Here is a 2,456-nt window from a genome sequence, read left to right as displayed (position 1 = left end):
AAGAAATCCTAAGATCTAATCCAGAGTACCACGAGACACGTGAAACCTTGTGGGAAGCAGGGAGGACCACCTCCCAAGGCTAAATACTAACTGGTGACCGATAGTGAAGTAGTACCGTGAGGGAAAGGTGAAAAGAACCCCGGGAGGGGAGTGAAATAGAACCTGAAACCGTGTGCCTACAACCGGTGGAAGCACATTAACGTGTGACCACGTGCTTTTTGTAGAACGAGCCAGCGAGTTACGGTATGTAGCAAGGTTAAGCACTTAAGGTGCGGAGCCGAAGGGAAACCGAGTCTGAATAGGGCGACTAGTTGCATGCCGTAGACCCGAAACCGGGTGACCTATCCATGGACAGGTTGAAGCGGAAGTAAAATTCCGTGGAGGACCGAACCACGTTGGTGTTGAAAAACCATGGGATGAGCTGTGGATAGCGGAGAAATTCCAATCGAACTCGGAGATAGCTGGTTCTCCTCGAAATAGCTTTAGGGCTAGCGTCTGGTAATTGAGTAATGGAGGTAGAGCACTGAATGGGCTAGGGGCTGACAACAGTTACCGAACCCTATCAAACTCCGAATGCCATATACTTTTATCCAGGCAGTCAGACTACGAATGATAAGATCCGTGGTCAAAAGGGAAACAGCCCAGACCATCAGCTAAGGTCCCAAAGTGTAAGTTAAGTGGAAAAGGATGTGGGATTTCTAAGACAACTAGGATGTTGGCTTAGAAGCAGCCACTCATTTAAAGAGTGCGTAATAGCTCACTAGTCAAGAGATCCCGCGCCGAAGATGTCCGGGGCTAAAACTTACCACCGAAGCTATGGACTCGAAAGAGTGGTAGAGGAGCTTCCTGTATGGGTTGAAGTCGTACCGAAAGGAACGGTGGACTGTACAGGAGTGAGTATGCTGGCATAAGTAGCGAGAAATAAGTGAGAATCTTATTGGCCGAAAACCTAAGGTTTCCTGAGGAAGGCTCGTCCGCTCAGGGTTAGTCGGGACCTAAGCCGAGGCCGAAAGGCGTAGGTGATGGACAATTGGTTGATATTCCAATACCACTAACTAACGTTATTACCGATGGGGTGACACAGAAGGATAGGATGTGCGCACTAATGGATGTGCGTCTAAGCATTTAGGAGTGACTGGTAGGCAAATCCGCCAGTTGAATCTGAGGTGTGATGGGGAGCGATTTATCGCGAAGTATCTGATTCCACACTGTCAAGAAAAGCCTCTAGGGAGGAAGTTAGTGCCCGTACCGCAAACCGACACAGGTAGGTGAGGAGAGAATCCTAAGGCCAGCGGAAGAATTGTTGTTAAGGAACTCGGCAAATTAGCCCCGTAACTTCGGGAGAAGGGGTGCCACAGAAATGTGGTCGCAGTGAATAGGCCCAAGCAACTGTTTAGCAAAAACACAGGTCTCTGCTAAAGCGAAAGCTGATGTATAGGGGCTGACGCCTGCCCGGTGCTGGAAGGTTAAGGGGATCCGTTAGCGCAAGCGAAGCGGTGAACTTAAGCCCCAGTAAACGGCGGCCGTAACTATAACGGTCCTAAGGTAGCGAAATTCCTTGTCGGGTAAGTTCCGACCCGCACGAATGGCGTAATGACTTGGGCACTGTCTCAACAACAAATCCGGCGAAATTGTAGTGCAAGTGAAGATGCTTGCTACCCGCGATTGGACGGAAAGACCCCGTAGAGCTTTACTGTAGCTTAGCATTGAATTTCGGTATTGTCTGTACAGGATAGGTGGGAGACTTGGAAGCAAGGGCGTCAGCCTTTGTGGAGTCATCCTTGGGATACCACCCTGACAGTACTGGGATTCTAACCGGAGGCCATGAATCTGGTCACGGGACATTGTTAGGTGGGCAGTTTGACTGGGGCGGTCGCCTCCAAAAAAGTAACGGAGGCGCCCAAAGGTTCCCTCAGTGCGGTTGGAAATCGCGCGTAGAGTGCAAAGGCAGAAGGGAGCCTGACTGCGACACTTACAAGTGGAGCAGGGACGAAAGTCGGGCTTAGTGATCCGGTGGTTCCTCGTGGGAGGGCCATCGCTCAACGGATAAAAGCTACCTCGGGGATAACAGGCTGATCTCCCCCAAGAGTCCACATCGACGGGGAGGTTTGGCACCTCGATGTCGGCTCGTCGCATCCTGGGGCTGAAGTAGGTCCCAAGGGTTGGGCTGTTCGCCCATTAAAGCGGCACGCGAGCTGGGTTCAGAACGTCGTGAGACAGTTCGGTCCCTATCCGTCGCGGGCGTAGGAAATTTGAGAGGAGCTGTCCTTAGTACGAGAGGACCGGGATGGACTGACCTCTGGTGCACCAGTTGTTCCGCCAGGAGCATTGCTGGGTAGCTATGTCAGGACGGGATAAACGCTGAAAGCATCTAAGCGTGAAGCCCACCTCAAGATGAGATTTCCCATAGCGTAAGCTAGTAAGACCCCTTGAAGAACACAAGGTTGATAGGTCAG

The 2,456-nt window shown here is 51.3% G+C and carries 1 rRNA gene; it reads left to right on the top strand.

Annotated features, from left to right (window positions below):
- Positions 1 to 2,456, top strand: a 23S ribosomal RNA gene (locus BSD9I1_RS07250); the annotation flags it as partial.

This window comes from Clostridium sp. BSD9I1, assembly GCF_900185645.1.
Taxonomy (GTDB): Bacteria; Bacillota; Clostridia; order Clostridiales; family Clostridiaceae; genus Clostridium_AK.
This window is presented reverse-complemented; position numbering and strand designations above follow the sequence as displayed.